Here is a 21,926-nt window from a genome sequence, read left to right on the forward strand (position 1 = left end):
ACGAGATATCAGTGAGCGCCTACCGATCCTTCACCGTCTCCATCGCCACGAAGGTCGAGGTCTGGGCGACGTGCGGCAAGGCCGAGATGCGTTCGCCGAGCACGCGCCGGTAGGCGGCGATGTCGGTGGTGCGGACCTTCAGCAGATAGTCGAAGCTCGATGCCATCATGTGGCACTGCTCGATCTCCGGCACCGTCTGCACGGCGCGGTTGAAGGCGTCGAGCGCGGCCGAGCGGGTGTCGGACAGTTTCACCTGGACGAAGGCGACATGGCCTTCGCCCATGCGCTCGCGGTCGACGATCGCCTGGTAGCCCCTGATAAAGCCGTCCTTCTCCAGCCGCTTCACCCGCGCCTGCACCGGCGTCTTCGACAGGCCGACTTTTGCCGCCAGTTCCGACATGGAAAGCCGGCCGTTGCTGCCCAGGGCCGACAGGATGTTTCTGTCGATGCGGTCCAATTGGTCTTCTGCCATCGGATTCCTGGTCGAATTGGAGGTGATTGGCCATAATGATAGATCAATCGACCTGTCCTGTCGATTTCTTTAGACCGGACGAAATCCCTACTTATGTTAGCTTGCGCCATTCGGTCCGGTGACCGCCGGCCCGCTTCCTTATGCTCGCTCTACAGGACCGCCATGCCAGCGCTCGACACCATCCGCCAGCAAATCCGTGCCAATTATTTGCCCGACGAAGACCAGGCGGTGAAGCGGCTGGCCGAGGCGGCCGGGCTGTCCGTGCACGATCGCAAGGCGATTTCGGCCCGTGCCGCCGATCTGGTGCGGGCGGTGCGCGGCTCGTCCGATCCGCGGCTGATGGAAGTGTTCCTGTCCGCCTACGGCCTCTCGACCAAGGAGGGCGTGGCGCTGATGTGCCTGGCCGAAGCGCTGCTGCGGGTGCCCGACACCGAGACGATGGACGACCTCATCGCCGACAAGATTGCGCCGCACGACTGGTCGGCGCATTCGGGCGGTTCGAGCTCGATCTTCATCAATGCATCGACCTGGGCGCTGATGCTGACCGGCCGCGTGCTCGACGAAGGCGAGGGCGGCATCGAAGGCACGCTACGCGCCATGGTGCGCCGGCTGGGCGAGCCGGTCATCCGCAAGGCAGTCGCCGCCGCGATGCGCGAGATGGGCGAGCAGTTCGTGCTCGGCCGCACCATCGCCGAGGCCGTCAGGCGCGGCCGGCCGATGACGCAGAAGGGCTATCTCTATTCCTTCGACATGCTGGGCGAAGCGGCCCGCACCGAGGCCGACGCGCTGCGCTATCTCAAGGCCTATGCCGAAGCCATCTCTTCGCTCGATGCCGGCGCCAACGGCCCCGACATCCGCCAGAACCACGGTATTTCGGTCAAGCTGTCGGCGCTGCATCCGCGCTATGAAGTGACCCAGAAAGAAAAGATGCTGCCGGTGATGGCCGAGCGGCTGTTGTCGCTGGCGCTGGCGGCGCGCCATTCGCGCATGGGGCTCAACATCGACGCCGAGGAAGCCGACCGCCTCGATTTGTCGCTCGACGTCATCGAGCGGGTGTTGGCCGAGCCGGAGCTTGCCGGCTGGAACGGTTTTGGCGTCGTCGTCCAGGCCTATGGACCGCGCGCCGCCTTCGTCATCGACTGGCTCTACGCTCTGGCCAGGAAATACGACCGCAGCATCATGGTGCGGCTGGTCAAGGGCGCCTATTGGGACACCGAGATCAAGCGGGCGCAGACGCTCGGGCTCGACGGCTATCCGGTCTTTACCCGCAAGGCCAACACCGACGTCTCCTACTTGGCCTGCGCGAAGAAGCTGTTGTCGATGACCGACCGTATCTATCCGCAATTCGCCACTCACAATGCCCACACCGTCGCCGCCATCCTGTCGATGACGACGGAGCGCGATACATTCGAGTTCCAGCGCCTGCACGGCATGGGCGAAGCGCTGCATGAGACGGTGCGGCGGGCCGAAGGCACGCGCTGCCGCATCTATGCGCCGGTCGGCGCGCATTCCGACCTGCTCGCCTACCTGGTCCGCCGGCTGCTGGAGAACGGCGCCAATTCCTCCTTTGTCCACCAGCTCACTGACGAGGAGGTCGAGCCCGAGGACATTGCCCGCGACCCGCTCGAAACGGTGGAGAAACAAGGCCCCGCCGCCAATCCGGCGATCGTGCCGCCGTCGGCGATCTTTGGCCCCGGCCGGCGCAACTCCAAGGGTTTCGATATCACCGACACGCTGACGCTGGCGGCGATCGACAAGGCCAGGGCCGAGTTCGCCGGGCCGGAGCGCTGGCACGCCAAGCCGGTCAGCCGCGCCGCCGGCTACGGCAAGCAGCGTCCGGTGGTCAATCCGGCAAAACCTTCGGAAGTGGTCGGCACGGTCAGCGAGGCCGGCGCCAAGCAGGTCGAGACCGCCGTGCGCATCGCCGTCGAGGCACAACCGGTATGGGCAAGACGCCCGGTCGCCGAGCGCGCCGCCATCCTCAACCGCGCGGCCGATCTCTATGAGGCGAACGCCGTCGAGTTCTTTGCGCTCGCCGCCCGCGAGGCCGGCAAGTCGCTGGCCGACGGCGTTGCCGAGGTGCGCGAGGCGGTCGATTTCCTGCGCTACTATGCGGCCGAGGCCGCCAATGCCGAGGCGGGCACCGAGGCGCGTGGCGCCATCGCCTGCATCTCGCCGTGGAACTTTCCGCTTGCCATCTTCACCGGCCAGATTGCAGCGGCACTGGTCACCGGCAATTCCGTTATCGCCAAGCCGGCCGAGCAGACGCCGCTGATCGCCTTCCGCGCCGTCCAGCTGCTGCGCGAGGCCGGCGTGCCGGAAGACGTCATCCAGCTTCTGCCCGGCGACGGTCCCTCGGTCGGCGGCCCGCTGACCGCCGATCCGCGCATTGCCGGTGTCTGCTTTACCGGCTCGACCGAGGTCGCCAAGCTGATCGAAAAGCAGCTGGCCGAGACCGCCGCGCCCGACGCCATGCTGATTGCCGAGACCGGCGGCCTCAACGCCATGATCGTCGATTCCACGGCGCTGCCCGAACAGGCGGTGCGCGACATCCTCGCCTCCGCCTTCCAGAGCGCCGGCCAGCGCTGCTCGGCACTGCGCATTCTCTACGTGCAGAAGGACGTCGAGAAGAAGATGCTGGAGATGCTGAAAGGCGCTATGGAAGCGCTCAGCCTCGGCGACCCCTGGCGGATCTCGACCGATGTCGGCCCGGTCATCGACGACGAGGCACAAGCGTCGATCCGCGACTATTGCACGAAAATGGGCCTGCAGGGCCGGCTGATCGCCAAGCTCGAAGCGCCGAAGGACGGCCGCTTCGTCGCGCCGCACGTCTTTCGGGTCAAGAGCATCGAGGAGTTGGAACGCGAGGTGTTCGGCCCGGTGCTGCACGTCGCCACCTTCGATGCCGACGAGATCGATGCGGTGATCGCCGCGATCAACCGCAAGGGCTACGGCCTGACCTTCGGCCTGCACACCCGCATCGAAGGCCGCGCGCAGCATTTCGTCGACGGCATCCATGCTGGCAACATCTACGTCAACCGCAACCAGATCGGCGCCGTCGTCGGGGCGCAGCCCTTCGGCGGCGAGGGGCTTTCCGGCACCGGACCGAAGGCGGGCGGGCCACATTATCTCCGGCGCTTCCGCAAGGGGCCGGAGGCCGGCACCCATCTTGCCGAAGGCCGCAAGGTGACGGCGACCGAGCTCGCCGACAATCTGCCGGACCCGGCCTTTGGCGGCTGGTCGACGCGGCCGGATCGCGTCGCCATCCTGAGGAAACATCTGCGCGGCAAGGGTGCCGCGGCCATCGGTGCCGCCGCCGGCATCGATTTCGGCCAGGTCGACCTGCCCGGGCCGACCGGCGAGGCCAACACGCTGTCGCTGTCGCCGCGCGGGCGCGTGCTGTGCCTCGGTCCCGACGCGGATACCCTGCTTGCGCAGACGATCCAGGCGCTGGCTGCCGGCAATGCCGTGCTCGCCGTCGCACCTGGCGCGCCTGCGGCACTGTCGGCGCTGACCGGCAAGGGCCTGCCGCTGGCGGCGATCGACGGCCGTCCGGACCCGGTCGAAGCGCGCTCGCTGCCGGTCGATGTCGTCGCCTTTTCCGGTATGCCCGAGGCCGCGCGCATCGTGCGCAAGGTCATCGCCGACCGCGCCGGCCCGATCGTACCGCTGGTCAGCGAAGTGTATTATCCGGCCGCCTATGCGCACGAGCGCGCCGTCTGCGTCGACACCACGGCGGCGGGCGGCAATGCCAGCCTGCTGGCCGCGGCATAGGGTTTCGCCAGGGCTCGCTCATCGCGGGCAGGGCGGCGCCGACTCTGCGTGGGGAGGGTCGCTACCTGATACCGAGCGGCACCTCGAACTGCCAGGCCGAGCGACCGGCTCCGTCTGGAATCGGGGGAAACGGAGAAGCCCGGCGGACCGCGTCGAGAGCGGCCTTGTCCAGCGCGGCAACGCCTGAACTGCCCGTCAGCCTGGCCGACCGGACGCTGCCGTTCGAACCGACGGTAAAGGCAACCGTGGCTGTGCCCGTGGCGCGCGTGCGTGTCGAATTGAAGGCCCGCACCAGCTTTGATCGGATCTTGCCGGGGTAGTTTGTGACGGCTGCATTGCCGATGCCGGACTTGCCGCCCCTGCTGGCAGTCAGGATCTTGCCGTCCTTCTTGCCGTCGGCCGTGCCGCGCGCGACATCCATTTCGTCACGGCCGCCGGAGCCGGTCTTTTTCTTCTTGGAATCGGCTTTGGCAAGTGCCTTGCCCGCCTTCTTGCGCGAGACCGGCTTTTCAGGCTCGTTTGGTTCGGCTTTCCTGGCCGGCTTGTTCTTTGCGGTTGCCTTCTTCGGCTGCTTGGGCTTCGGCCTTTCCGGCTTCGGTTCTTCCGCCGCGACGACGGTCTCGACCGTCTGAACCGTTTCGGCCGGCGCCGGGTCGGCTGGTGCCGGAGCACTCGTCTCGGCAGGATCGGCCCTTTCGACCGTGCTGACTGGCGGCGGCACGGCATTGTCGTCAGTGGGCACCAGCCTGTCGGTCGCGAGAATGTCGGGCGATGGATCCGGGCGCGCCGGCTCGACAGGCTGGGCAGGCGCGGGCTCGGGGCGATCGGCAAGAGGAGCAGTTTCCGTGACGGCCTCGCTAACCGGCTCGACCACATCTTTTTCCGATGCTTCCGCCACATCGGTGACCGGCTGGAGCGCCTCCTCTGCCGCGGTTGCCTGCGCCTCGACCGTTTCGACGGGCTTGGCGTCGAGCATGGTCACCATCGTTACGTTGGTCACTTCCGGGTCGTCTCCGACATCGCCGGCCGCCTGCTGCGGATCGGCGCCGAGCAGCATTTCGCCTTGCTGGTCGGCACCTTCGATGCTTGGCCTGTCGTCCGGCAGGGTGAGAAAGGCCAGCGCCACCGCTGCGTGAAATGCGCAAGAGCAGGCGATCGCCACCGTCCAGTTGTGGCGCCGCTGCATCTGTCGTGCCTGCCGCAATGGCTCCGCCGGCACCGCAGTCAATTCGCCGTCGGCATCGGCGATGCAACTGTCTTCCGGTCTGTCGCGCGGCGAAACATGCAGCACCCCGCGAGGGATGGCGAAATCGGGATCGTCCGGTTCCGGCGGCAGGAAACCGGCCAATGGCCACGCCAGGGTGTTTCGCGCGAATGCCGGTTCCAGTCCCAAATTCAGACCCCGAAGGCGATGCCGGTCCTGGTCTGCGTCTTCAGCCCGCGCATGCAGGCATTCGGCTCAGCGCCGGCGCATTCCGTGGCGCTGTTGATCAACACGCGGCTGACCTTGCCGCAATCGGTGCCGGCAAGGTCGAAACGCGTCACCTTGGTCTTGCCTGCAGGCAGCAGCCGGTCGACGACGCCGGCCTCGTTGAACAACGCGATCTCGAACGCCGCCTTGGAAAGACCGGCGCCGAGATTGTTGGTGACCACGAAGGTTAGGCGGCAGCCCTTGTCGGATGGCTGCGCGCCGTTCAGCTCGAGGATCAGCGCCGGCGCTTGCTGCTGTGTCCATGCCGGAGCCGCCGCAAGCGACATAGCCACCGCCGCGGCCAACAGACGAAGGGATGCTGTCACGCCTTGCCTCATCGTCAGCCTCCAAACCGCATGGTCGCCGCCAGCTTCAGGGTGACGCCGGGCTCGTAGACGATACTCGTGGTCGACGCGTTCAGTGGGTTGGCGTATTTGACGTCGAACAGATTGTCGGCGCGGAAATCGACCTTGAAATTGTCGGTCGCCTGGTAGCTGGCGAAGGCATTGACCAGCGTATAGTCCTTGGCCACCGCGTTGCCCTGCGGCTTGCCGTTGTATTGCACCTCGCCGCCGACAGTCAGCCTGTCCTCGAGGAAGCGAAAGCCGAGTTGCCCGGTGACCTGGGAGGAGGGGACGGTGACAAGGTCCGCCCGCTCGCCTTCATAGGAAATCGTGTGGCCATCGGTGAACGACGCCGAAAGCCCGGCAAAGCCCCAGGCTGCGTCATAGACGCCCTCCATCTCGAAGCCGTGGATCTTGGCCTTGGCGAAATTCTGATACTGGAAGCAGATCGGGATGCCCGGACCGAACGGGCAGCCGCTGGTCGGGTCGAACGCCGATAGCGTCACGCCGTCGATGTAATCGTCGACATTGTTGTTGAAATAGGCCGCCTTCAGCCGCAGCGCGTCGTCGGCCTCGATGACGCCGTTGGTGCTGTAGTTGACGCCAAACTCCACGGTCTTGCCGGTTTCGGGCTTGAGATTGGGATTGGGGAGGAACGGGAAGCTGACGCCTGCCGGATGATTGCCGCTGATCAGGGTCTCCGATAGCGAAGGGGAACGGTAGCCTTCTGCGTAAGTGCCGTAGAATTGCAGGCCGGAAAGGCTGGCGCTTGCGAAGGGCGAAATGCCCACTGTGATGCGTGGCGACAGCCGGTCGCCAGAGGTTTCGCCGACATCGCTGTCTAGCTTGTAGCTGTCGTAACGCAGCCCGGCGATGACCTCGAGCCAGTCCCAGGTGAGCTTGTCCTGGACGTATGCGCCGGAGACGTTTCTATCGCCCGAGGGCGTGTAGAAACTGTCGCCGCCCGCCGTGCCGCCTGTCTCGACATCGTCGCCAACCCAGTCGCCGCCATAGGTCAGCTCATGCGCGATCCCAACGGTCTCGAATCTCGACGTGTTCCAGATGTCGATGCCGGAGGTGCCGATGTCGAACATCGATTTCGAACCCGCCGGCAAAACCACGGGCAGACCGGTGACCGGATCAAACCGGTTTTGCGCCACAAGGGTCGTCAGATCGAGCTTGGTCTTGTTGTAAGAGGCGTTGATGTGGAGATCGAGCCAGCTCTTGTCTTCGTCGGTGATGTTGTAGCGGGCCGTGAAGGTATTCGCCTTCAGGTCGGCGTCGTTCACCGGCGCGCTGCCGCTGGTCTCGGTCCATCCGTCGTTCGAGCCGATCCAGCCGAGCTTCAGCTCGCTGTTTTCGCTGGGGCGGATGGTCGTCTTGAGGAGGCCGCTCAAGACGTCGAAGCCAGTGCCCGCTACAGTGTCGCCGCCGCCATGCTTGTAGTCGTCATAGTCGCGGTAGACGATGTTGCCGAGCACGTCCCAGTTCTCGTTTATCCGGTAGGCGCCGGTGGCGCTGGTGGTCCAGCCTTCACCGTTGGTTTCGTAACGCCCGGTCGCGGATGCCGCCCAGGTCTCGTCGGGCTTGAGGAAATCCTGAGCATCCTTGGTATCGAAAAAGACGACGCCGCCGATCGCCCCGGAGCCGTAGGTATTGGCGACCGGACCGCGGATCACGTCGACGGATTTGATCAATTCGGGATCGATGTAGAAGGTCGATTGCGTGCCGTGATCCGAGCGCTGGAAATTCTGGCGGGCACCGTCGACGATGACGGAGACGCGGCCGAAGTCCTGCAGGCCGCGGATGTTGATGCTGGAGCTGACACGCCTTGCGTCGGCCTGGACGGCGACACCCGGCACACCGAACAGCATGTCGTTGGGCGTCGTCGCCATGCGGCGCTCTAGCTGTTCCTCGTCGACATGGCTGGCTGAAGCAAGCGACTCGATCGCCGTCTCGCCGGTGCGGCTGAGGATCAGGATCTTGTCGAGCAGCGTGGCACCCGCCGGGGCGGGCTTTGCCTGTTCTGGCGGTTGAGACGGGTCAGTCTGCTGCTGGTCGGCTGCCGGTTGGGCAGCCTGCTGGGCGCCGGCCGGTGCGGCGAGCAGCGGGATCGCCGCCGCGCCGGCCAGCAACGCGGCCATTTTGCTTGCCGTCGACCCCACTTTCCTTACCGTCGACCAGTGTGCCAGTCCGCTGCCCGCCGGCCGTCCCCAATTCGCCAACCCCATGCTGCAACTCCAAGAATCCATGTTCGATGCTGGCTGGCTTGGGGCTCGCTGGCATTTTTCATCGCGTCCGGCGTCTTAAATGTTGACTCATTTACTCCGGTATTGCACTGCTAGATAACATGACTATTCGAGTCAAGAATTGAATCGGCATTTCACGCAGGCGCCGAGCCAGATGCCCGGCACAGAACAGGGAGCGAACCCATGAACACGCACAATCCCAGCGACTTTCGCCATCGCGTCCGCCGTTCCGACGAAAATTCCGTCCGTTTCGAACGGGTCCAATCGGCCGTGAGAACGCTGTCCAGCAACACGCTGTTCCAGGGCGAGCACGAGATCGGCATCGAACATCACGGTGCGCTGTATCGGCTGAAGATCACCCGGCAGGGCAAGCTCATCCTCAACAAGTAGGTGGTGGAAATGGACCAGCGCGTAAAACCCGCCCCGCACGAGATCCGACGGGCACGGGTAGACAATCCGAAAATGCGCGAGCGCGACCTCGCCGCCCAACTCGGTATTTCGGAGGCCGAACTGGTCGCCGCGCATTGCGGCGACGGGGTCGTGCGGGTCGAGCCGCGTGTCAACGACCTTTTGACTGGTCTCGAAGCTGTCGGTGAGGTGATGGCGCTGACCCGCAACGAAAGCGCGGTGCACGAGAAGATCGGCGTCTACGACAAGGTCGTCACCGGCAATCACAATGCCATGGTGCTCGGCGAAAACATCGACCTGCGCATCTTCCCGAAAGTCTGGGCGCACGGCTTTGCGGTGGAAAAGCGCGACGGCGCCGACATCCGTCGCAGCCTGCAGTTCTTCGACGCCGCAGGCGAGGCGATGCACAAGGTGCATCTCAGACCCGCATCCAACCTCTATGCCTATCAGAAGCTGGTGGCCGGGCTGGAATCACCGAACCAGGAACCGACGGTGGCGATTTCAGCGGGCGCGGCTGACGACGAGATCGAGACTGCGGACAATTCGGCCAGCGTCGAGCATCTGCGCGACCGCTGGAGCCAACTAACCGACGTGCATCAGTTCTTCGGCATGCTGAAGACACTGAAGCTCAGCCGCCGGCAGGCGGTGCGCTTGGTCGGCCAGGATTATGCCTGGCTGGTCGATAACGATGCGGTGAGCGCCATGTTCAACCACGCCGCCGCTGGCGCCATGCCGATCATGTGCTTTGTCGGCAATCGCGGCTGCATCCAGATCCATTCCGGCCCCGTCGCCTCGATCAAGCCGATGGGACCATGGCTCAATGTGCTCGACGAGACCTTCCATCTGCACCTGCGGACCGACCACATCGATGAGGTCTGGGCCGTGCGTAAGCCGACCAAGGACGGCCATGTCACGTCGCTCGAAGTCTATGGCACCGACGGCAAGATGATCATCCAGTTCTTCGGTAAGCGGCATGAGGGCGAAAGCGAGCGCGAAGACTGGCGCTTTCTGGCCGAAAACATGCCGCGTATCCCAAGCCCGACCGCAGCCTGAGGAAAACGACGATGGTTCTTTTCTCCAGGCTGCCATCGGTCTCCAGGTCGGCGCTTGGTCCTGCGGCCGCTGTTTTCCTGGCGTTCGCCGCGCTGATGCCCGCTCAGGCCGCCGAAGGCATCGCGACTTTTGCCGACCGCTCGAGGATCGTGGCCATCGGCGGCTCGATCACCGAGATCGTCTACGCGCTCGGCGAACAGCATCGCCTTGTCGCGCGCGATTCGACCAGCCGCTATCCGCAAGCGGCGGCGGAACTGCCCGATGTCGGCTACATGCGCCAGCTGTCGCCGGAGGGTGTGCTGTCGGCCAATCCGTCGGGCATATTGGCCCTGCACGGCAGCGGACCGAAGGAAGCCGTCGACGTCTTGAAGAAATCAAGAATCCCGTTCATCGAGGTGCCCGAGCGCTATGATAATCAAGGCATTCTCGAAAAGATCCACATCGTTGGCAAGGCGCTCGGCGTCGACGCCAAGGCCGATGCGCTGGCAGCCGAGATTGACGCCAAGCTGAAGGCAGCCGAAAAGCAGACCGCCTCGATCAAGGAGCGCAAGCGCATCCTGTTCGTGCTGTCGATGCAGGGCGGCAAGCTGCTTGCCGCCGGCAGCGACACCGCAGCCGACGGCATCATCAAGCTTGCGGGCGGCATCAACGCCATCGACGGCTTTGCCGGCTACAAGCAATTGTCGGACGAGGCAGTCATCACCGCCAGGCCGGACGTGATCCTGATGATGAACAATGCCGGACCGGCCACCGCGGATGACGAATTGTTTTCGAACCCTGCCGTGGCTCCGACGCCGGCGGGTGTCGCCCGCAAGCTGATCCGCATGGACGGCGGCTATCTGCTCGGCTTCGGTCCGCGCACGGCGGACGCTATCCATGATCTCGCCGTCTCGCTCTATGGCGGCCAGGTCACGGATTGAGCGCGATGGCGGATCATTCGATCGCTGATGCGGCGGGCATCATGGCGACGGCAGCCGAGGGTGACCGTTCGCGGCGCGCCCGCCTCGTCATCGTGCTGCTCTGCGTCGGGCTGGCTATCGCCGTGCTGTTGTCGCTGACCTCCGGCGCATCCGATGCCTCGGCCATCGGCGTCATGCACGACTGGCTGTTCGGCGCGTTGCCCGGCGACGCGGCATTGAGCGCCCGCGACCATGTGATCATCCATGACATCCGTCTGCCGCGCGTCATTCTGGGCGTACTGGTCGGCGCATCGCTTGCCGTCTCCGGTGCCGTCATGCAGGGGCTGTTCCGCAATCCGCTGGCCGACCCCGGCCTGATCGGCGTTTCGGCGGGATCGAGCCTCGGTGCGGTCGCCGTCATCGTGCTTGGCTCAACCATGCTGGCGCCGCTGACCTCGGCGCTCGGCACGCTGGCTCTGCCGCTGGCTGCGTTCTGCGGCGGGCTGGCGACGACATTGCTGCTCTATCAGGTCGCGACACGGCAAGGCCGGACCTCGGTCGCCACCATGCTGCTCGCCGGCATCGCGCTGGCGGCGCTTGCCATGGCACTGACCGGCATCCTGATCTTCATGGCCGACGACCGGCAATTGCGCGACCTGACCTTCTGGCAGCTCGGCTCGCTGGGCGGCGCAACCTGGCAAAAAATCGGCTCCGTCGGGCCGATCATCGTGCTGGCGCTGACGGCAATGCCGTTCCTGGCGCGCGGCCTCAACGCGCTGGCGCTTGGCGAGGCCACGGCCGGCCATCTCGGCATTCCGGTGCAGCGGCTGAAATACACCGCGATCGTCGGCGTCTCGGCAGCGGTCGGCGCGTCGGTCGCCGTCAGCGGCGGCATCGGTTTTGTCGGCATCGTCGTGCCGCATTTGCTGCGCCTGCTGATCGGCCCCGACAACCGTTACCTGCTGCCGGCATCGGCGCTGCTCGGCGCCGCGCTGCTGCTGTTGGCCGACGCCGTTGCCCGTACCATCGTCGCCCCTGCGGAATTGCCGATCGGCATCGTCACCGCGGTCGCCGGTGCCCCGTTCTTCCTGTGGATCCTGCTGCGCAAGCGCGGCGTCATCGACCTGTGAAAGTTTGCCTATGATCGAAGCGCGCGATGTCTCGGTGGCGATCGGCGGCAAGCGCATTGTCGCCAATGTCGATTTCGAGGCGCGGCCGGGCGAAATCGCGGCCATTGTCGGCCCCAACGGTTCGGGCAAGACGACCTTCCTCAGAGCACTGTGCGGCGATCTTGGCTATTCGGGAGAGGTCACCATCAACGGCCGCAATCTATCGGCGATGAAGCCGGTCGAGGCGGCGACGGTGCGCGCGGTGCTGCCGCAGGCGACGACGCTGTCCTTCCCGTTCACTGTGCGTGAGATCGTCAGGCTAGGCCTGGTCGGCGGGCGTTCCGGCGCGCTGCCCGGCGAGGACCAGCGCCTGCCCGAACGCGCGCTGGCGCGCGTCGACCTCGACGGCTTTGCCGGCCGCTTCTACCAGGAGCTGTCCGGCGGCGAGCAGCAGCGCGTGCAGCTTGCCCGCGTGCTCTGCCAGGTCTGGGCGCCGGTGCTCGACGGCAATCCGCGCTATTTGTTCCTCGACGAGCCGGTGTCCAGCCTCGACATCAAACACCAGCTGATCATCATGGACATCGCGCGTGATTTCGCCAGACGCGGCGGCGGCGTGGTCGCCATCCTGCACGACCTCAATTTGACGGCGATGTATGCCGACGGGATTTTCGTCATGCATCGCGGCAGGCTCGCCGCTACAGGTTCGCCGCAACAGGTGCTCAGCGACGAGCTGATCGAAATGGTCTTCGATTGCCGGCTGAAGGTCGGTGTGTTGCCGGCAGGAAACATGCCGTTCGTATTGCCGCAATCGGCAGCTTAGGCAATCAGAGAAATCAGGCGGCCGGCGCCCGTTGCACCAGCATGTCGATGCCGAGCAGGTGTCGCACATTCGGGCGCGCCGCCACCAGATCGGCGATCGTGTAGCGCGACAGCACGGCGAAGAAGGCGTTGAGCGCCTCGCGCAATGCCGAATTCAAGGCGCAGCTGTCGACCAGCGGGCATTCGGCGGCGTCGTTCTCGAAGCACTCGGCCATGGCAAAGCTTTCCTCCGTCACCCGCACGACATCGAACAGGCTGATCGTTTCGGCCGCGCGGCCGAGCCTGACGCCGCCATTCCTGCCGCGCACCGTTTCGATCAAGCCGTTTTCGACCAGTGGCTGCAGGATCTTGAACAGGAAAAGTTCCGATACCGAATAGGCGGCGGCGATCTCGGGGATGCGGCTCAGCCGTTCGGTATTGGCGGCGCAATACATCAGAATGCGCATGGCGTAGTTGGTCTGACGGGTAAGCCGCATTGTGTCCTCACATAGCAGTGGTTGGGGTCAATATGGCCTATAGTTTGGAACAATTCCAGACTGGCGCTGCATAATAGATGAATTCAGGCGTCAAGTTTGCATGCGCGATTGCGCGCACCGGGATCAGCGGCGCGCTTTCTGTGGGAAGCGACATTAGATAAGTTCGCATGATCGATCAGGAGCGGCCCACCATGTCACGACCAGCCCCGGTTCTTGCATCCGTCGCGTTCGCCCGGTTCGACACCGACGCCGATGCCAAGCTTTCGGCGCTCAGGCGCACCAAGTTCGCTGCCACCGCAGCACTTGCGTTTTGCGTGCTGATCTTTGCGGCGGCGAAATCGTTCGAGAGCCGGCATGCGTGGTTGGGCTTTGTTGCCGCTTTCGCCGAGGCGGCGACGATCGGCGGGCTGGCCGACTGGTATGCGGTGGTAGCGCTGTTTCGGCGGCCACTCGGCCTGCCGATCCCGCATACGGCTATCATCCCGGAGAACCAGAACCGAATCGCCGACAATCTCGGCCGCTTCATCGAGGTCAATTTCCTGGCGCCGGAGCCGGTGCGCGAAAAGCTCGCCGAAGTCGATTTTTCCGCGCTGGTCGCGGACTGGCTGGCCGACCCGAACCGCGCCGCCGACCTGTCGCGTTTTGTCGGCCGGCTGGTGCCGCAGACGCTGGCGGCGGTCGAGCAATCCGGACTGCGCGGCTTCGTCACCAGCCGTATGCTGGAGCAGATCGAAAAGGTGCCGCTGGCGCCGCTCGCCGCCGAGTTGCTGTCGGCGCTGACTGACGATCGCCGCCACCAGAAACTATTCGACGAGTTCACCAAGGTGGTCGGCCGCTTCTTGAGCGACGAGCAGGCGCTGGCGACGATGCGCGAGAAGATCCGCGAGGAACTGCCGTCACTGTTCAACCTGTTTCGCGCCGACGCCTATCTGTTGAAGAAGATCGTTGCGTCGGCCGGCTCGCTGCTCGATGAAGTGCGCGCCGATCCGCACCATCCAATGCGCGCCGAATTCGACCTTTTCGTCGCGACTTTCGTCGAGCGGCTGAGGACATCCAAACAATATGCCAGGCGCGCCGAAAAGCTGAAGCGAGATTTCCTCGCCCGGCCGGAACTCAGCGCTCTGGCCGGCGACATGTGGGAGAGCCTGCGGCTGTTCATCGAGCAGGACGCCAAGGCGCCGAATTCGATGATCCGCGACCATCTCGCCACCATGTTCGTCGAGGTCGGCCGCCATCTTGCCGACGACGCGCAGATCAGGGCCGACATGAACCAGGGGTTCATCGTGGCGCTGGCATCCTTCGTCGAAAGCCAGAAGAGCGGCGTGTCCAAATTCATCGCCGACCAGGTCAAGCGCTGGGACCTCGCGCAACTGACAAGGCTGATCGAGATGAACATCGGCAAGGACCTGCAATATATCCGCTTCAACGGCATGATCATCGGTGGCCTTGCCGGGCTCGTGCTCTACACCGCCGAACGGCTGTTTCTCGTCGGCTGACCTCGTCCGAATGGACCGCTGAGCTTCGCTGCACTATCTTCCGTGCAGTGGCGGCGTTCACGGCAACAGGGGGAGAGTACCAGCATGGCAAAACGACCGGATTCCGAGTCCTTTATCGACATGTTCGGCAAGTTCGGCCGCGACCTGAAGCTGCCGAATGTCGATGTCGAGGCGATCCTCGCCCACCACGCCAAGAACCTGGAAGCGCTGGAGAAGTCGGCCAGGGCGAGTGCCGCCGGAGCGTCGGCGCTGTTGTCCAGGCAACGCGAGATGCTACAGGACACGCTGCGCGAAATCACCGACATGGCACAAAACTACAGGGCGCCCGGCAATCCCCAGGAAATGATGCAGAAGCAGGCGGCGTTCGCCAGGAGATCCTTCGAGACCGCGCTGAAGAATGCCGGCGAGATGGCCGAACTGGCGAGGGCGTCCGGCACCGAATCCATCGAAATCCTGCGCAGCCGCATCAAGGAGGCGATGGAGGAGATCCGCGCCGGCCACGACAAGAAATAAGCTGTTCCCCAGCAGCACGCTTGCCGGCGGCGAAGACTGGCGGTTCGCGGCCGAAGATTATGGGCTGGAATCGCACTGGCGAATTGACAGGGGCGGCCCGTCGTGGTCCGGAACAGGCAAGCGATCGGGAAAGCAGGAATGACGCAGATACGGCCCACGACGCCGCCGACCTTCGAGCAACTCAGGGCGATGGCCGGGCAGGAATTAGGCGTCTCGGACTGGACGCTGGTCGATCAGCACCGCATCGACCAGTTTGCCGAATGCACGGGCGATCATCAATGGATCCATGTCGATCCCGAGCGGGCGAAGCGGCAAAGCCCGTTTCGCACCACGATCGCGCATGGCTATCTGACCCTGTCGATCATCGGCGCGCTGGCGCTTGAGATGGGCATCGTACCCGAAAACACGCAGGCCGCTTTCAACTACGGTTTCGACAAAGTGCGTTTCGTGGCGCCAGTCAGGGTCGGCTCGCGAATCAGGCTGCGCACCACGCTGTTGTCGATGGAAGACAAAGGCCCGGGGCAATATCTGATGAAGGCTTCCAATACGGTCGAGATCGAAGGCGAGCAGAGGCCGGCGCTGACCGCCGAGACGCTCGTCATGCTTTACGCACGCCGCAAGCGGGCCGGCACCTGAGAGACCGTTTGGAAACTCTACTCTGGCGGCCATCTGATCGCGTTTTCTGCGCTTCCGGCCTTCGCCGGCCGAAGCACCGATCAGCGGTCGTGGCAGTTAAGGCTACGGCCGGCGTAGGCCGGTGCTCACGGACCTAAATGTCCGCTGCGCTCCGGTTCTCGAAACCACCACCATATGACTCGCCAGAGCGAATTTCGAAACAGTCTCCGAGGACACGGGCTCAGACAGGCGTGCGGCGGTGCAAATCAGCGCGACATCGCCTGTTCAAGCGCCCTGAAAATCCGGTCGTCTCCGGACTGGGCGACGTTGAAGCGCATGAAACGGCTGGCCGACCGAGACAGGCTGAACGCATTGCCGGGCGCAAGCACGACGTTGGCCGACAAAGCGTGACGGGCGACATCCGCGGCATCTATCCCCTCCGGCAGCCTGCACCACAAAAACATGCCGGCCGGCTGATCTATCCATGGCACGATGCCGATGGCCTTCAGGCGGGCGCTGGTTTCTTCCACGGCGCGCGAGAGCCGCGCGCGCAGCAGATCGACGTGCTTGCGATAGAGGCCGTCCTTCAGCAGCGTCAGCACCAGTTCGGATGCAAGCCGCCCGCTGCCAAAGGACGTGGCGATCTTGAGATCGGTCAATCCTTCCATCCAGTCGCGAGGAGCGGCGATGAAGCCGCAGCGCACCGATGCCGAAAGCGTCTTGGAGAAGCTTCCGATATGGATGACCCGGCTGAGACCGTCGAAGGCCGCCAGCCGGGGCGCGGGCGTATGTTCGAAATCGGCGAAGATATCGTCCTCGATAATCGTCAGCCCCGACTGGTCGGCGAGCTTCAGCAGCCGATGGGCGGCGACGGGCGACAATATCGCGCCGGTCGGATTGTGGAGCGCGGAATTGGTGATGTAGAGGCGCGGCCGGTGCTCGTTCAGCGTTTGCGCGAACAGCTCGATGTCCGGCCCCGAGCGTGTGTAGGGAACGCTGATCACCTTGGCCCGATGGGCGCGCAACAGGGCATGGAAGTTGAAATAGCAGGGATCGTCGACCAACACGGTGTCACCCGGTTCGAGCAGAAACCTACACAGCAGGTCGATCGCCTGGGTGCCCGATTCCGTCAGCATGATCTGGTCCGGGGAGGCTTCGATACCGTGCTCGGCCATGCGCCGCGCCAGCAGATGGCGCAGCGCCGGCAAGCCGAGCGGCGTGCCGTAATCGGTCAGCGCGGCATCGTCGGCGCGGGCCATGGTCCGCAGTGCGCGGCGCAATCCGGCCTCGGGCATCCATGCGGCCGGCAACCAGCCGCAACCGGGTTTGAGCACATTGTCGCCAGCTTCCAGCGATTGGCGCGAGACCCACAGCGGGTCGACAGCACGGTCAAGCCTGGGGCCGATCTCGGCCAGTGACAGCGGAGCCAGCGATCCGGCGGCATAGAAACCCGAGCCCGGCCGCGAGCGGATCATGCCTTCCGCCGCAAGACGCTCATAGGCTTCGACCACGGTGGATTTGGAAACCTGCATGGCCTTGGCGAAAGCCCGGATCGAAGGCAGCCGCATTCCCGGTGTCAGGCTGCGCGCGGCGATCCTGTGCCTGATCGTCGCCATGACGGTTTCGACAAGCGTCCGGCTGCCCTCATCTGTTGTCGTCTGCTCGTCCATCCGTACTGCTCAGCCTACCATGACGGTTTTGTCGAACTGTACCTCATTGTCTCTGGCGGAGCCATACGCCCGGCCCGATAGAGGGCGAAACGAGCGGGGCATCGATGGACAAGGTGGCAAGTGGCTGGGCGGCGAGTGGTTGGGCGGCGAGTAGCTGGGCGGCGAGCGGCTGGGTCAACGGGTTCATAGGCGTGCTGATCTTCAGCGGTTCGCTTCCGGCGACGCGCGTGGCGGTGATGGATTTCGATCCGGTGTTCGTGACGGTCGCCCGTGCGGCTTCGGCGGGCATTCTCGGCCTCGCGCTGCTGCTCGTTTTTCGCCAGAAGCGACCGGAGCGGCAAGATCTGTTCTCGCTGGCGATCGTCGCGCTTGGCGTCGTGGTCGGCTTTCCCCTGCTGACAGCGCTGGCGCTCAAGCACATCAATTCGGCTCACTCGATCATTTTCGTCGGCCTGTTGCCGTTGGCGACCGCGATCTTCGGCGTGGTTCGAGGCGGTGATCGCCCGAAACCGGCGTTCTGGCTGTTCTCGTGTCTCGGCAGCGCCCTTGTTGCCGGTTTTGCAGTGACGCATGGCCTCTCGGTCTCGCCGCTCGGCGACATCTTGATGCTGGCCGCCATCATCGTGTGCGGATTGGGCTATGCCGAAGGAGCGGCGCTGTCGCGCAAGCTCGGCGGCTGGCAGGTGATCTCGTGGGCGCTGGTGCTGTCGCTGCCGGTCATGCTGGCGCTGACGTTCATCACCATGCCGCCGTCGCTCGAAAGTGCCGGCAGGGGCGCGTGGATAGGTTTGGCGTATGTGTCGCTGTTCAGCATGCTGATCGGTTTCGTGTTCTGGTATCGCGGCCTGGCGCAAGGCGGCATCGCCGCGGTCGGGCAGCTGCAACTGCTGCAGCCTTTCTTCGGCCTTGGGCTGGCGGCAGCGCTGCTGCATGAGCAGGTCAGTCCCGCCATGATCGCCGTCACCGCCGCCGTCGTGCTTTGCGTCGTCGGCGCCAAGAGATATGCGAGATAGGTGCGCCGGCGCAGTCTTGAACTCGATACAATCGCGTCCAGTTGATACCAAGAGCTGCCGACCTGGCGGAACGGCGTCTCCGAGGCGCCGAATCGGCCAGCGTGGCGCAAGGCGCGAAGTGGGCCTTGCGCGGCGTGGAGAAAAAGGGGCAATTTTGGTGCCTGGGATCCAGAAGATACGCTTGTCCTCGGGTGGCGAGGTGGCCGTCCGGACGGCTGGTGATGCTTCCGAACCCGCGCTCGTGCTGCTGCACGGCTTTCCTAGCTCGTCGCGGACGTTTCGCGACGTGATCGCGCCGCTCTCCGGCAGCGTCTATGTCGTGGCGCCGGACCTGCCGGGCTTCGGCGCATCCGATCTGCCGCCCGAGCCGTCGTTCGACATGCTGGCCAGCGCGATTGAAGAGCTGCTCTCGCGTCTCAACGTTGGCCGCAGGTTTCTCTATTTGCATGATTTCGGAGCCCCGGTAGCGCTTCATCTCGCCATGCGCGCCCCGGAACTCGTCGAAGGCCTTGTCGTCCAGAATGCCAATGCCCACCGCTCCGGCTTTGGTTCGCAATGGGCAGACACATTGGACTTCTGGGCTGAGCCGAATGCGGCGAATGAGCAGGCCGCCACCGCCCATCTCACCCTCGAGGGAACCCGCGACCAGTACGTCGCCGGCCTGCCAGCCGAGATCGCGGCGCAGATCGATCCAGGTGGTTGGATTGAAGACTGGCGGGTTATGTGCCTGCCGGGACGACTTGATCTGCAGAAGGCGCTCATTGCCGACTACGGCCGATATGTCGACCGGTTCGCGGCGGTGGCTGATTATCTGGCGAAGCGTCAACCCCGAGCGATGCTTCTTTGGGGTCGCCACGATGCCTTCTTCGACATTGCAGAGGTTCAATCGTGGCTTATGGATCTTCCCCGGATGGAGGCCCACGTCTTCGACGCAGGCCATTTCCTTCTGGAGACGCATGCGCTCAGGGCTGCTGAACTGATGCTGGAGTTCGTCGCTGGCGGCTCAGCTAAGCGCGCTGGCCGCGGCGACCAGAAATAATCGCAATGATCAAAGCCGCCACCACCAGGGCCGTCGCGACCTGGAAAGTGACCTGCATGCCGCGTGCGGCTGCCGCAGATGCCAATACCTGCCGACCGGTGCCTTCGCCTCCGCCAGCCGATGCGAAGGCAAACACCGCGCCCATCACCGACGCACCGGTGATCAGGCCGAGATTGCGCGACAGATTGAGCAGGCCGGAGACGACGCCGCGATGGTCGGACGCGACGCCGGTCATCACGGCTGAATTGTTGGCGGTCTGAAACAGGCTGTAGCCGGTGCAGACGATGATGATTGGCACGACATAGCCGGCAATACCGAATTCCGCCTGCGACAGAATGAAGATACCAATGGCGAGATCGAGCAGGCCGACGATCATCATCCGGTGCGCCCCGAAACGATCGACCAGGCGTCCGGCCGGCAGCGCCGCCAAGGCCGTAACCAGAGGGCCGGCCGACAGAACCAGCCCGACCATGGCTGCGTCCAGCCCAAGCGCGCGCGACAGATAGAATGGCGCGACCACCAGCGTCGCCATCATCACGGTGGCGACGACCAGGCTCATGGCGAGGCTTGCGTTCAAGGCGCTATCGCGGAACCTCGCAGGCTGGATCAAAGGGTTCTCGGCGCTTGTCTGCGCAATGACGAACAGCAGGCCACCCACGGCAGCGGCAATCAGCAAGCCGACATTGAGAGAACCAAAACTGCCGCGCCCAAGGGTCATGGCGAGCGCATAGGCGGCTAGCGTCAGCGCGAGCAAAGCCGTGCCGATGCCGTCGAAACCGCGGCGATCCGGTTCCGCTGACTTTTTTCCAGCCGGCAGGACGCGACGGGCGAGCGCGAAGGCCAGCGCCCCCAACGGCAGATTGATGAGGAAGATCGCTCGCCAGCCGAGACCGGCGATCAGCAGTCCGCCAAGCGAGGGGCCAAGCGTGGTGCCGATCGCGGACATGGCGCCGAGCAGGCCCATGGCGCTGCCGGTTTTTTCCCGGGGAACCGTGTCGGCGATAAAGGTCAGCGTCAGAGCCATCATGACGGCCGCGCCGAGCCCCTGTGCCGCCCTTGCGGCAATCAGCAGCCAGAGCGTCGGCGCGAGCCCGCAAAGCACCGATGCGAAGGTGAACAGGCCAATGCCGCCGAGCAATAGCGGGCGGCGGCCGAATATATCGGCGAGTCGCCCGGCGCTGACGATCAAGGTGGTGATGGCGAGCAGATAGGCAAGAACGACCCATTGCACGAGCTGGAACGATGCGCCGAATGCCTGCATCAGCGATGGCAGCCCGACGCTGGCGATGCTGGTGGCGAGCGACGACAGCAGCGTTGAAAGCGACAGGCTGGCCAACGCCCATCGGGCCGAGCGGACGCTCACCGGGGCCGTTTCATTCCCGATCTTTTCAGCCCCGGCCTTTTCAGCCCAGCTCTTTTCAGACCAAGTCTTTTCAGCGGTCGATGCCACGGTGAACTCCTCTGCCGGCAAGCCCCCAAAATCGGAGCTGTCGGAAGCTATTCCTCTGCTTGATGTGGCGGAAGGCGCAGTATTTGCATCTTATTCGTGCATGAAACGCCACGTCACCGCTGAGCTGTGTTATGGTCCTTCCATGTCGTCACCCGATCTCAATCTGCTTGTCGCCCTCGATGTGCTGCTGAGCGAGGGCAGCGTCGCCCGTGCTGCCGCGCGGCTGCACCTCAGTCCGTCGGCGATGAGCCGGACGCTGGCGCGGCTGCGCCAAGCGACAGGCGATCCATTGCTGGTCCGGGCCGGCCGTGGCCTGGTTGCGACACCGCGCGCGCAGGAATTGCAGCAGCAGGCAGGCCGCGTCGTGCAGGAAGCTGAAGCGCTCCTGCGCCCGGCCACCTTGCTCGACCTCTCATGCCTCGACAGCGTTTTTACGCTGCGCGCCAATGAAAGCTTCGTCGAGGAGTTCGCGCCGCGTCTCGTCGCCCGTATCGAAGCGGATGCGTCTGGCGTGCAGCTGCGTTTTGCGCCGAAATCCGACAAGAACGACATGTCGCTGCGCGACGCAGGGATTGATCTCGAAATCGGGGTTGCCGGTGAAACGAGCCCTGAAATGCGTATTCAGGCGCTGTTTCGCGACCGCTTCATCGGTGCGGTGCGAATGGGCCATGAGCTGAGCGAGGGTCCGGTGACGCCGGCCCGCTATGCGGCCGGCCGCCACATCAGCGTTTCGCGGCGTGGTCGCGAAAAAGGCCCGATCGACGAGGCCTTGAAACTGCTGGGTCTCCAGCGGACGATTGTGTGCATGGTTTCCAGCTTCTCGGCCACGCTCGCCATGGCGCGCGCCTCCGATTTGATCGCCAGCGTCCCCGAGCGGCACACGCTAGGCGCGCGCACGGGCATGTTCAGCTTTCCGTTGCCGGTCGACGTTGCCGAGGTCACGATCTCGATGCTCTGGCATCCGCGGCTCGACGCCGATCCGGCGCAACGCTGGTTACGCGCCTGCGTGCGGGAAGTCTGCGCCTTTCTCCGCTAATCCAGAGTCGGGTCGCTGAT

19 protein-coding genes are annotated in these 21,926 nt (G+C 64.6%); 12 read left to right on the forward strand and 7 right to left on the reverse strand.

From position 1 onward, the window contains the following. Positions 1-19: 19 nt before the first annotated feature. Positions 20-472 carry an Lrp/AsnC family transcriptional regulator gene (locus NKJ09_RS00540; RefSeq protein ID WP_023720000.1) on the reverse strand — a complete coding sequence of 151 codons (453 nt, stop codon included), beginning with the start codon at positions 470-472 and terminating at the stop codon, positions 20-22. A 162-nt stretch (positions 473-634) separates the two neighbouring features. On the opposite strand from NKJ09_RS00540, the gene putA reads away from it, so the two are divergent. Further along, positions 635-4,246 (forward strand): bifunctional proline dehydrogenase/L-glutamate gamma-semialdehyde dehydrogenase PutA, encoded by a 3,612-nt coding sequence (gene putA / locus NKJ09_RS00545; RefSeq protein ID WP_352762204.1) that lies wholly within the window; start codon positions 635-637, stop codon positions 4,244-4,246. A gap of 61 nt (positions 4,247-4,307) precedes the next feature. Here putA and NKJ09_RS00550 read toward each other — a convergent pair whose 3' ends face one another. The 3 genes from NKJ09_RS00550 to NKJ09_RS00560 are packed head-to-tail and all read right to left on the reverse strand — an operon-like array spanning position 4,308 to position 8,205. Continuing rightward, positions 4,308-5,594, reverse strand: coding sequence for an energy transducer TonB family protein (locus NKJ09_RS00550; protein ID WP_352495976.1), 1,287 nt, complete (start codon positions 5,592-5,594; stop codon positions 4,308-4,310). A 47-nt stretch (positions 5,595-5,641) separates the two neighbouring features. Beyond that, on the reverse strand, positions 5,642-6,055 hold the full coding sequence (locus NKJ09_RS00555) for a hypothetical protein (protein ID WP_352495977.1): 414 nt from the start codon (positions 6,053-6,055) through the stop codon (positions 5,642-5,644). 2 nt (positions 6,056-6,057) lie between these two features. Next, the gene (locus NKJ09_RS00560) at positions 6,058-8,205 is read right to left on the reverse strand and encodes a TonB-dependent hemoglobin/transferrin/lactoferrin family receptor (RefSeq protein WP_352495989.1); all 2,148 of its coding nucleotides are present in this window, start codon (positions 8,203-8,205) and stop codon (positions 6,058-6,060) included. A gap of 288 nt (positions 8,206-8,493) precedes the next feature. Here NKJ09_RS00560 and hemP point away from each other — a divergent pair, with 288 nt between their 5' ends. From hemP to NKJ09_RS00585, 5 genes are read left to right on the forward strand one after another with little or no spacing between them, the layout of a single operon-like run. Beyond that, entirely contained in the window at positions 8,494-8,700 is a 207-nt protein-coding gene (gene hemP / locus NKJ09_RS00565; RefSeq protein ID WP_352495978.1) for a hemin uptake protein HemP, read from the forward strand. A 9-nt stretch (positions 8,701-8,709) separates the two neighbouring features. Further along, entirely contained in the window at positions 8,710-9,771 is a 1,062-nt protein-coding gene (locus NKJ09_RS00570) for a hemin-degrading factor (RefSeq protein WP_023720006.1), read from the forward strand. A gap of 11 nt (positions 9,772-9,782) precedes the next feature. Beyond that, on the forward strand, positions 9,783-10,691 hold the full coding sequence (locus tag NKJ09_RS00575; RefSeq protein ID WP_352495979.1) for a heme/hemin ABC transporter substrate-binding protein: 909 nt from the start codon (positions 9,783-9,785) through the stop codon (positions 10,689-10,691). A 5-nt stretch (positions 10,692-10,696) separates the two neighbouring features. Then, positions 10,697-11,800 carry a FecCD family ABC transporter permease gene (locus NKJ09_RS00580; RefSeq protein ID WP_352495980.1) on the forward strand — a complete coding sequence of 368 codons (1,104 nt, stop codon included), beginning with the start codon at positions 10,697-10,699 and terminating at the stop codon, positions 11,798-11,800. Between the two features lie 10 nt (positions 11,801-11,810). Beyond that, positions 11,811-12,599, forward strand: a complete 789-nt coding sequence (locus NKJ09_RS00585; protein ID WP_352495981.1) for a heme ABC transporter ATP-binding protein — start codon at positions 11,811-11,813, stop codon at positions 12,597-12,599. Between the two features lie 13 nt (positions 12,600-12,612). Here the strand turns inward: NKJ09_RS00585 and rirA are convergent, their stop codons facing one another. After that, positions 12,613-13,074, reverse strand: coding sequence for an iron-responsive transcriptional regulator RirA (rirA, locus tag NKJ09_RS00590; RefSeq protein ID WP_023720010.1), 462 nt, complete (start codon positions 13,072-13,074; stop codon positions 12,613-12,615). 191 nt (positions 13,075-13,265) lie between these two features. Here rirA and NKJ09_RS00595 point away from each other — a divergent pair, with 191 nt between their 5' ends. The 3 genes from NKJ09_RS00595 (at position 13,266) to NKJ09_RS00605 (ending at position 15,719) form a co-directional block, all read left to right on the forward strand. Further along, on the forward strand, positions 13,266-14,570 hold the full coding sequence (locus tag NKJ09_RS00595) for a DUF445 domain-containing protein (protein ID WP_023720011.1): 1,305 nt from the start codon (positions 13,266-13,268) through the stop codon (positions 14,568-14,570). An 84-nt stretch (positions 14,571-14,654) separates the two neighbouring features. Further along, positions 14,655-15,083, forward strand: coding sequence for a phasin family protein (locus NKJ09_RS00600; protein WP_023720012.1), 429 nt, complete (start codon positions 14,655-14,657; stop codon positions 15,081-15,083). A gap of 138 nt (positions 15,084-15,221) precedes the next feature. After that, a complete protein-coding gene (locus NKJ09_RS00605; protein ID WP_023720013.1) occupies positions 15,222-15,719 on the forward strand; it encodes a MaoC family dehydratase in 498 nt (165 codons plus the stop codon). Between the two features lie 245 nt (positions 15,720-15,964). On the opposite strand, the gene NKJ09_RS00610 is transcribed toward NKJ09_RS00605, so the two are convergent. Beyond that, the gene (locus NKJ09_RS00610) at positions 15,965-17,368 is read right to left on the reverse strand and encodes an aminotransferase-like domain-containing protein (protein WP_352495983.1); all 1,404 of its coding nucleotides are present in this window, start codon (positions 17,366-17,368) and stop codon (positions 15,965-15,967) included. A 104-nt stretch (positions 17,369-17,472) separates the two neighbouring features. On the opposite strand from NKJ09_RS00610, the gene NKJ09_RS00615 reads away from it, so the two are divergent. Together NKJ09_RS00615 and NKJ09_RS00620 are read left to right on the forward strand one after the other, a co-directional pair. Continuing rightward, on the forward strand, positions 17,473-18,381 hold the full coding sequence (locus NKJ09_RS00615; protein ID WP_352484217.1) for a DMT family transporter: 909 nt from the start codon (positions 17,473-17,475) through the stop codon (positions 18,379-18,381). Between the two features lie 181 nt (positions 18,382-18,562). Continuing rightward, the gene (locus tag NKJ09_RS00620; RefSeq protein ID WP_023720016.1) at positions 18,563-19,420 is read left to right on the forward strand and encodes an alpha/beta fold hydrolase; all 858 of its coding nucleotides are present in this window, start codon (positions 18,563-18,565) and stop codon (positions 19,418-19,420) included. Here the strand turns inward: NKJ09_RS00620 and NKJ09_RS00625 are convergent. Then, positions 19,389-20,804 (reverse strand): MFS transporter, encoded by a 1,416-nt coding sequence (locus NKJ09_RS00625; protein WP_352495990.1) that lies wholly within the window; start codon positions 20,802-20,804, stop codon positions 19,389-19,391. The two genes, NKJ09_RS00620 and NKJ09_RS00625, sit on opposite strands and share 32 nt — an antisense overlap. A gap of 208 nt (positions 20,805-21,012) precedes the next feature. Here NKJ09_RS00625 and NKJ09_RS00630 point away from each other — a divergent pair, with 208 nt between their 5' ends. Beyond that, positions 21,013-21,906, forward strand: coding sequence for a LysR family transcriptional regulator (locus tag NKJ09_RS00630; RefSeq protein WP_352495984.1), 894 nt, complete (start codon positions 21,013-21,015; stop codon positions 21,904-21,906). Positions 21,907-21,926 lie beyond the last annotated feature (20 nt).

It is taken from the genome of Mesorhizobium sp. M0189, assembly GCF_040322135.1.
In the GTDB taxonomy this organism is placed as follows: Bacteria; Pseudomonadota; Alphaproteobacteria; order Rhizobiales; family Rhizobiaceae; genus Mesorhizobium.

Coding starts and splice junctions, on each gene's coding strand:
- NKJ09_RS00540 (WP_023720000.1), bottom strand. CDS start 472: ATGGCAGAAGACCAATTGGACCGCATCGACAGAAACATCCTGTCGGCC.
- putA (WP_352762204.1), top strand. CDS start 635: ATGCCAGCGCTCGACACCATCCGCCAGCAAATCCGTGCCAATTATTTG.
- NKJ09_RS00555 (WP_352495977.1), bottom strand. CDS start 6,055: ATGAGGCAAGGCGTGACAGCATCCCTTCGTCTGTTGGCCGCGGCGGTG.
- NKJ09_RS00560 (WP_352495989.1), bottom strand. CDS start 8,205: ATGGCCGCGTTGCTGGCCGGCGCGGCGGCGATCCCGCTGCTCGCCGCA.
- hemP (WP_352495978.1), top strand. CDS start 8,494: ATGAACACGCACAATCCCAGCGACTTTCGCCATCGCGTCCGCCGTTCC.
- NKJ09_RS00570 (WP_023720006.1), top strand. CDS start 8,710: ATGGACCAGCGCGTAAAACCCGCCCCGCACGAGATCCGACGGGCACGG.
- NKJ09_RS00575 (WP_352495979.1), top strand. CDS start 9,783: ATGGTTCTTTTCTCCAGGCTGCCATCGGTCTCCAGGTCGGCGCTTGGT.
- NKJ09_RS00580 (WP_352495980.1), top strand. CDS start 10,697: ATGGCGGATCATTCGATCGCTGATGCGGCGGGCATCATGGCGACGGCA.
- NKJ09_RS00585 (WP_352495981.1), top strand. CDS start 11,811: ATGATCGAAGCGCGCGATGTCTCGGTGGCGATCGGCGGCAAGCGCATT.
- rirA (WP_023720010.1), bottom strand. CDS start 13,074: ATGCGGCTTACCCGTCAGACCAACTACGCCATGCGCATTCTGATGTAT.
- NKJ09_RS00595 (WP_023720011.1), top strand. CDS start 13,266: ATGTCACGACCAGCCCCGGTTCTTGCATCCGTCGCGTTCGCCCGGTTC.
- NKJ09_RS00600 (WP_023720012.1), top strand. CDS start 14,655: ATGGCAAAACGACCGGATTCCGAGTCCTTTATCGACATGTTCGGCAAG.
- NKJ09_RS00605 (WP_023720013.1), top strand. CDS start 15,222: ATGACGCAGATACGGCCCACGACGCCGCCGACCTTCGAGCAACTCAGG.
- NKJ09_RS00610 (WP_352495983.1), bottom strand. CDS start 17,368: ATGGACGAGCAGACGACAACAGATGAGGGCAGCCGGACGCTTGTCGAA.
- NKJ09_RS00615 (WP_352484217.1), top strand. CDS start 17,473: ATGGACAAGGTGGCAAGTGGCTGGGCGGCGAGTGGTTGGGCGGCGAGT.
- NKJ09_RS00630 (WP_352495984.1), top strand. CDS start 21,013: ATGTCGTCACCCGATCTCAATCTGCTTGTCGCCCTCGATGTGCTGCTG.